1 protein-coding gene is annotated in these 8,409 nt (G+C 67.7%); it reads left to right on the top strand.

What is annotated here, in order from left to right; all coding sequences use genetic code 11:
- Positions 1–8,409, top strand: an 8,409-nt coding sequence (locus tag ACX4ZE_RS22255) for an amino acid adenylation domain-containing protein (RefSeq protein ID WP_480275417.1), incomplete at both ends; no start/stop codon positions are given.

Here is an 8,409-nt window from a genome sequence, read left to right as displayed (position 1 = left end):
ACGCCGCACTACCGGACCCGCAGTTCGCCTCGCGGGTGGCGTATCGGGCACCACGGTCGGATCGGGAACGGGTGCTGGCGGAGCTGTTCGGGGACGTCCTCGGGATGGTCCGGGTCGGGATCGACGACGACTTCTTCGACTTGGGGGGACATTCCCTGTTGGCGACCCGGCTGGTGAGCCGCATCCGGACGGTCCTGGGGGTGGAGGTTGCGATCCGGGTGGTGTTCGACGCCCCTACCGTCGCCCGGCTGGCCCCCCGCCTCGACGACGAAACCGCAGTACGGCCGGTGTTGGCGGTAGTGCGGCGCCCGGAGGTGGTGCCGGTGTCGTTCGCGCAGCGGCGGTTGTGGTTCATCCACCGGTTCGAGGGCCCCTCGGCCACCTACAACATACCGCTGGGGGTGCGGCTGTCGGGCGCGGTGGACGTGGCGGCGTTGCGGGCGGCGCTCACCGATGTGGTGGGGCGGCACGAGAGCCTGCGGACGGTGTTCGCCGACGTCGACGGGGTACCGGTGCAGCGGGTCCTCAAGTCCGGGCAATTCGAGGTGCCTGTGGAAGTGGCCGAGGCGGAAGTCGTGGACATGGAGGCGGCGGTCGCCGCGGCGGCGCGGTATACGTTCGACCTGGCCTCGCAGATCCCGGTGCGGGCGAGTGTGTTCCGCTACACCGGTCCGGTCGAGAACGACCATACCCGCGACGAGTACGTGCTACTGCTGCTGATCCACCACATCGCCGGAGACGGATGGTCGTTGGCGCCGCTGCTGCGGGATCTGGCCAGCGCCTACACCGCGCGCATCCACGGCCGCAGCCCGGACTGGGTGCCGTTGCCGGTGCAGTACGTGGACTACACGTTGTGGCAGCGGGAACTGTTGGGCGAGCAGTCTGATCCCGACAGTGTGTTGTCGCGGCAGTTGGCGTATTGGCGGGACGAGCTGGCCGGGCTGCCCGAACAACTGCGGTTGCCGACCGACCGGCCCCGGCCACGGGTGGCGAGCTATCGCGGTGACACGGTGGCGGTGGTGATCGATGCTGAGACCCGGGTGTTGCTGCAGCGGTTGGCGCGGCGGGAGGACGCGACGGTGTCGATGGTGTTGCAGGCGGGGTTGGTGGTGTTGTTGTATCACCTGGGGGCGGGGGTAGATATTCCGGTCGGGTCGCCGATCGCCGGGCGTACCGAGGAGGCGTTGACCGATCTGGTCGGGTTCTTCGTCAATACGTGGGTGTTGCGGGCACGAGTTGCTGCGGCGGGTTCGTTCACCGATCTGCTCGGGCAGGTACGGGAGAAGGCGTTGGCGGCCTACGCCAATCAGGATGCGCCGTTCGAGTTGTTGGTGGAGTTGCTCAACCCGGTGCGCTCCACGGCACACCACCCGTTGTTCCAGGTGGCGTTGGCTTTCCAGAACAACACACTACCCGCGATCGACCTGCCCGGAATCGGTATCCGGCCCTTCTTCTGTTCGCCGGGGACATCCCGTTTCGATCTGTGGTTCAACATCGACGATGCTCCCGACGGTGCGGGATTGGCCGGGTTCGTGGAGTTTGCGACCGAGCTGTTCGACCGGGCGACGGTCGAGGTGATCGTGGCCCGGTATGTGCGGGTGTTGCGGCAGGTGGCGGCCACCCCGCAGCTGGCGGTGGGGGTGGTGGAGGTGCTTACCGACGCCGAACGCGTCCGGTTGTTGCGGGATTACAACGCCACCACGGTGGCGGTGGATACCGATACCACTGTGGTGGAGTTGATCGAGGGGTGGGTGCGGCGGTCCCCGGAGGCGGTGGCGGTGGTGTGTGGGGGGGTGGAGTTGTCCTATCGGGACCTCGGCGAGCGTGCTGACCGTTTGGCACAGCTGTTGGTGGTGCGGGGGGTGGGGCCCGAGCGGGTGGTGGCGGTGGCGCTACCCCGGTCGGTGGAGTTGGTGGTGGCGTTGGTGGCGGTGTGGAAGGCCGGGGGTGCGTATCTGCCGGTGGATCCGTCTTATCCGTCGGATCGGTTGGCGTTCGTGTTCGCCGACGCCGCCCCGGTGGTGGTGGTGACCGACCGGGCCACGGCCGCGGCCCTGCCGGCGGTCGCGGTGGACAGGTTGTGTGTCGAGGATCTGGATACCTTCACCGGTGATCCCGCTGCGGCCGTTGTGGCCGATGTGGATCGCCGTGGTCGGGTGTGTCCGGGGAATCTGGCGTATCTGATCTACACGTCCGGTTCGACCGGTCGTCCCAAGGGGGTGGCGGTCACCCACCGTAATCTGCGGTCGTTTGTCGCCCAGACGTGGTCGGTGTCGCCGGAGGATCGGGTGTTGGTGCATTCCTCGGTCGCTTTCGATGCTTCGACCCACGAGCTATGGCCGACCTTGGTGGCAGGCGCCGGGGTGGTCGTTGTCGGTGGGTCGCGGGCTGATGTCGCTGTGCTCGCGCGAGTGGTGCGGGGTTCGCGGGTGACGAAGATGTTCGTTACGCCGCCTCTGCTTGCGGCGTTGGTCGACCATCTGTCGTCGACATCCCAACCATTTTCGGGGTGTCTGCGTGAGGTGAATGTGGGTGGTGCGGCGCTTTCTCCGGGTCTGGTGCGTCGATTCATGTCGTTGTGTCCTGCGGTGCGGGTCGTCAATGGTTATGGTCCGGCGGAGACGACTGTTTGTGTCTCGGTGTACGACTGCGCGGGGGGTGTGGGGGTGTCGGTGCCGATCGGGCGTCCGGTGGGGAATATGCGGGTGTTCGTGTTGGATGGCCGGTTGCGGCCGGTGCCGGTGGGGGTGGTGGGGGAGTTGTATGTGGCCGGTGCGCAGGTGGGGCGCGGGTATCACGGGCGGGTGGGGTTGACGGCGGCACGGTTCGTGGCCGACCCGTTCGATGTCGTTGGTGGGGGGCGGGTGTATCGGACCGGGGATGTGGTGCGGTGGACCGCGGCGGGGGAGTTGGAGTATCTGGGGCGGGTCGATGAGCAGGTGAAGATCCGGGGGTTTCGGGTGGAGCCGGGGGAGGTGGCGGCGGTGTTGGGTTCGCATCCGGCGGTGGGGCAGGCGGTGGTGGTGGCGCGGGAGGCCGCCGGGGTGGGGGCGGGTACACAGTTGGTGGGGTATGTGGATTTCGACCGGTCGGGTGTGGTGGGGGAGGGGAAGTTGGTCGAGCAGTGGCGTCGGGTCTACGACAACCTGTCCGTCCGGGGGGAGAATGCGGATCGTGTCGGGGCCGAGGCGGGATTCGGTGAGGATTTCGGAGGCTGGAACAGCAGTTATTCCGGGGCGCCGATCCCGGTGGAGCAGCTGCGGGAGTGGCGGGCGCACACGGTGGCACGGATCCGCCGCCTGGGGGCGGGGCGGGTCCTCGAGATCGGTGTCGGGTCGGGGTTGTTGTTGTCGCGGTTGGCGCCGGAGTGTCGGGAGTATTGGGCGACGGACCTGTCGGCGGCGACGGTGGAAACGCTCGACCGACACCTCGCGCACCTGCGGTGTGCGTGGACCGAGCGGGTGTTCCTCCACACCGCGGCAGCCGATGATCTTTCGGGGCTGCCCGAGGGCTATTTCGATACCGTGGTGGTGAATTCGGTGGTCCAGTATTTCCCCGGCCAGGCTTATCTGCGGCGGGTCGTCGAACAGGTGTTGCGCCTGTTGGCGCCTGGGGGCGGGTTGTTCGTCGGGGATGTGCGGAATCTGTCGCTGCTGGAGGAGTTCACGACTGCGGTGCAGCTCGCCCGTGGTGGGGCAACCGATCCACAAAGTGTGCGGGAGCGGGTCCGCCGCGAGATCGCTACCGAGCAGGAATTACTGGTGGCGCCGGAGTATTTCCGGGCGTTGGCTGCCGAGATCGACGAGATCGGCGCGGTCGCTGTCGAACTCAAAACCGGCCGCTCGGTCAATGAGTTGACTCGTTACCGCTACGACGTGGTCATCCGTAAGCGTCCGACCGAGGTGTTGTCGCTGGCGGAGGTGCCGCGGACCCGGTTCACCGACCACGACGGTTTGTCGTCGGTGAACAGTATGTTGGTTGCGGCGCGGGGTGGTTGTCTGCGACTGACGGACATTCCGCATCTGGGTGTGGTCGACGATGTCCGCGCGGTCGAGCGGCTGCGTGCGGGGCAGTCGGTCAGCCCCGGCCTCGGTGGAATCGGGTTCGAACAGATCGTGGCCCATGGTGTCGATCGAGTCGGTGCCGGACTGCTCCCGGAGGATCTGTATGCCCTCGGGGAGGGGCTGGGGTTCATTACCGCGGTGACGTGGTCGACGCACGCGGGGTGTATGGACGCGGTGTTCGTGGACGCTACGCTCGCGCGGGGTAAACAGTTCACCGATGTGTTCGCGGCACCGGCGGTGCGGAAGGACCTTGCCCGCTATACCAACAATCCGCAGGCGAGCCTGCTGACCGCGGACGTGCGCCGCTTCGTGGCCGAGCGGTTGCCGGAGTTCATGGTCCCGGCCGCGGTGATCGCGGTCGAGGCGATGCCGTTGACCCCGAACGGGAAACTCGACCACGCGGCGTTACCGGACCCGGAATTCGTGTCCGGGGTGGGGTATCGGGCGCCGAGCTCGGAGCGGGAGCGGGTGCTGGTTGAGCTGTTCGGGGAGGTTCTCGGGGTGGCCCGGGTCGGGCTCGACGACGACTTCTTCGATCTGGGGGGACATTCGCTGCTGGCGACGCGGCTGGTGAGCCGGATCCGGACGGTCCTGGGGGTAGAGGTGCCGATCCGGGTGGTGTTCGACGCCCCCACCGTCGCAGCCCTGGTCGCCCGGCTCGATGATGGTGTGCGGGTGCGTCCGGCATTGACAGCCGCAAAGCGGCCGGAGCCGATACCGGTGTCGTTCGCGCAGCGGCGGTTGTGGTTCATCCACCGGTTCGAGGGCCCCTCGGCGACCTACAACATGCCGTTGGGGGTGCGGCTGACGGGCGCGGTGGATGTGGCGGCGTTGCGGGCTGCGCTCGTCGATGTGGTGGGGCGGCACGAGAGCCTGCGGACGGTATTCGCCGAGGTCGACGGGATGCCGGTACAGCGGGTGCTCGAGGCCGGCCAATTCGAGGTGCCGGTATCGGTATCGGACGTGGGGGACGTAGACATAGAGGCGGCGGTGGCCGCGGCGGCGCGGTATACGTTCGACCTGTCGGCACAGATCCCGGTGCGGGCGAGTGTGTTCCGCTGCACCGGCCCGGCCGAAGACGACCATGCTCGCGATGAGTACGTGCTGCTGCTGCTGATCCACCACATCGCCGGGGACGGGTGGTCGTTGGCGCCGTTGCTGCGGGATCTGGCCAGCGCCTACACCGCACGCACCCACGACCGCAGCCCGGACTGGGTGCGGTTGCCGGTGCAGTACGCGGACTACACACTGTGGCAGCGGCAACTGTTGGGCGAGCACACCGATCCCGACAGTGTGTTGTCGCGACAGCTGGCGTATTGGCGGGACGAACTGGTCGGGCTGCCCGCACAGCTGTCGTTACCGACCGACCGGCCCCGCCCACGGGTGGCGAGCTATCGCGGTGACACCGTGGTGGTGGTGATCGACGCAGAGACCCGGACGCTGCTGCAGCGGCTCGCGCGGCGGGAGGACGCGACGGAGTCGATGGTGCTGCAGGCGGGGCTGGTGGTGTTGCTGTACCACCTGGGTGCAGGGACCGACATCCCGCTCGGGTCGCCGATCGCCGGGCGCACCGAGGAGGCGTTGACCGATCTGGTCGGGTTCTTCGTCAACACCTTGGTGCTGCGGGCACACCTCACCCCGGCGGGTTCGTTCACCGACCTGCTCGGGCAGGTACGAGAAAAGGCGCTGGCCGCCTACGCCAACCAGGACGCACCGTTCGAGTTGTTGGTCGAGCTGCTCAACCCGGTGCGCTCGACGGCGCACCATCCGTTGTTCCAGGTGGCGCTGGTATTCCAGAACAACACCCCACCGGTGATCGAGCTGCCCGGAATCGGTATATCTCCCTTCGTCTGCTCGTCCAGGACATCCCGCTTCGACCTCCTGTTCAATATCGGTGATGCCCCCGACGGTGCGGGTTTGGCCGGGTTCGTGGAGTTCGCGACCGACCTGTTCGACCGGGGCACGGTCGAGGCGATCGCGGCCCGGTACGTGCGGGTGTTGCGGCAGGTGGCGGCCACCCCGCAAGCGGCGGTGGGTGCGGTGGAGGTGCTCACCACTACCGAACGCGACCGGCTGCTGCGGGATTACAATGACACCACGGTGGCCGTCGATACCGACACCACCATGGTGGAGTTGATCGAGGCACGGGTGCGGCGGTCGCCGCAGGCGATGGCGGTGGTATGCGCCGGTGTGGAACTGTCCTACCGGGAACTCGACAGCCGCGCCGACCGTCTGGCGCATCTGCTGATCGCGCGGGGGGTGGGACCTGACGACGTGGTGGCGGTGGCGGTGGCGCGGTCGGCGGAGCTGATGGTGACGTTGCTGGCGGTGTGGAAGGCCGGGGGCGCCTACCTGCCGTTGGACCCGACCTACCCGCACGACCGGCTGACATTCATGCTCACCGACGCGGCCCCGGTGGTCGTGGTGACCGACCGGGCCACGGCCGCGTCCCTGCCCGCGACCACAGTGGAATCGCTGTGTCTCGACGCTCCGGGGACCCTTGCCTGGGACCCCAGTGCGACCGCTCCGACCGACGCCGATCGTCGTGGTCGGCTATGGTCGGGCAATTTGGCGTATCTGATCTACACCTCCGGTTCGACCGGTCGCCCCAAGGGGGTCGCGGTCACCCACCGCAACGTGGTCAACCATGTTGTCGCGGTGGGGCCACTGTTGGGGGACGGGCCCACCCAGGTGTTGGCGAGTACCTCGGCAGCGTTCGACGTTTCTGTCCTGGAGATGTTCGCGACTCTGTGCGGAGGCGGGACAGTGGAGGTGGTGCGGGATGTGCTGGTCCTCGCCGAACAGGGCGGTTGGTCAGGGGGAGTGATCAGCACAGTGCCGTCCGCGTTCGCGGAAGTGCTCGACCACCCCGCCCTGCGCATCATCGCCGACACCATCATCTTTGCCGGTGAACCGCTGACGCCGCGGATCGTGGAGCAGACCAGGGCCCTGCTACCGGGGGTGCGCGTCATCAACGGCTACGGACCTACCGAGGCGACGGTGTACACGACGCAGTCGGTACTGCCAGAGGAGGGTGGGGTGGGGGCGTCGGTGCCGATCGGGCGTCCGGTGGGGAATATGCGGGTGTTCGTGTTGGATTCGTGGTTGCGGCCGGTGCCGGTGGGGGTGGCGGGGGAGTTGTATGTGGCCGGTGCACAGCTGGGGCGCGGGTATCACGGGCGGGTGGGGTTGACGGCGACACAGTTCGTGGCTGATCCGTTCGATGCCGCTGGTGGGGGTCGAGTGTATCGGACCGGGGATGTGGTGCGGTGGACCGTGGCTGGGGAGCTGGAGTATCTGGGTCGGGTCGATGAGCAGGTGAAGGTTCGGGGGTTTCGGGTCGAGCCGGGGGAGGTGGCGGCGGTGTTGGGGGCGCATCCGGCGGTGGGGCAGGCGGTGGTCGTGGCGCGGGAGGCGGCCGGGGCGGGGGCGGGTACACAGTTGGTGGGGTATGTGGTCCTCGACCGGTCCAGTGTGGCGGGGGAGGGGGAGTTGGTCGAGCAGTGGCGTCGGGTCTACGACGATCTGTCCGGCGCGGCGGAGTCCGGGACGGGGTCCGGGGTGGGGTTCGGTGAGGATTTCCGGGGCTGGAACAGTAGTTATTCCGGTGCGCCGATCCCGGTGGAGCAGATGCGGGAGTGGCGGGCGCGCACGGTCGAACGGATCCGGAGCCTGGGAGGTAAGCGAGTCCTCGAGATCGGTGTCGGGTCGGGGTTGTTGTTGTCGCGGTTGGTGCCGGAGTGTGAGCAGTATTGGGCGACGGACCTGTCGGCGGCGACGGTACGGACGCTCGACCGGCGATTGGCCGCGCTGCGGGCGGAGTGGACCGAGCGGGTCGTCCTGCGTACCGCGGCGGTCGATGATCTCGCAGGGTTGCCCGAGGGCTATTTCGATACCGTGGTGGTGAACTCGGTGGTCCAGTATTTCCCCGGTCCGGCTTATCTGCGGCGGGTGATCGAACAGGTGCTGCGGGTGTTGGCGCCCGGGGGTGGGTTGTTCATCGGTGATGTGCGGAATCTGTCGCTGCTGGAGGAGTTCACGACTGCGGTGCAGCTCGCCCGTGGTGGGGACACCGATCCGCGGGCGGTGCGGGAGCGGGTCCGCCGCGAGATCGCTACCGAACAGGAGTTGCTGGTGGCGCCGGAGTATTTCCGGGCGTTGGCCGACGAGATCGGCGACATCGGCGCGGTCGCTGTCGAACTCAAGGCGGGTTTGTCGGTCAATGAGTTGACCCGTTACCGCTACGACGTGGTCATCCGTAAGCGTCCGACTGAGGTGTTGTCGTTGGCGGAGGTGCCGCGGACCCGGTTCGTCGACCACGACGGTTTGTCGTCGGTGAACAGTA

This window comes from Nocardia sp. TBRC8007, from assembly GCF_056629435.1.
Note: the sequence above shows the minus strand (reverse complement) of the source record. Positions and strands in the feature narration are given on the sequence as shown.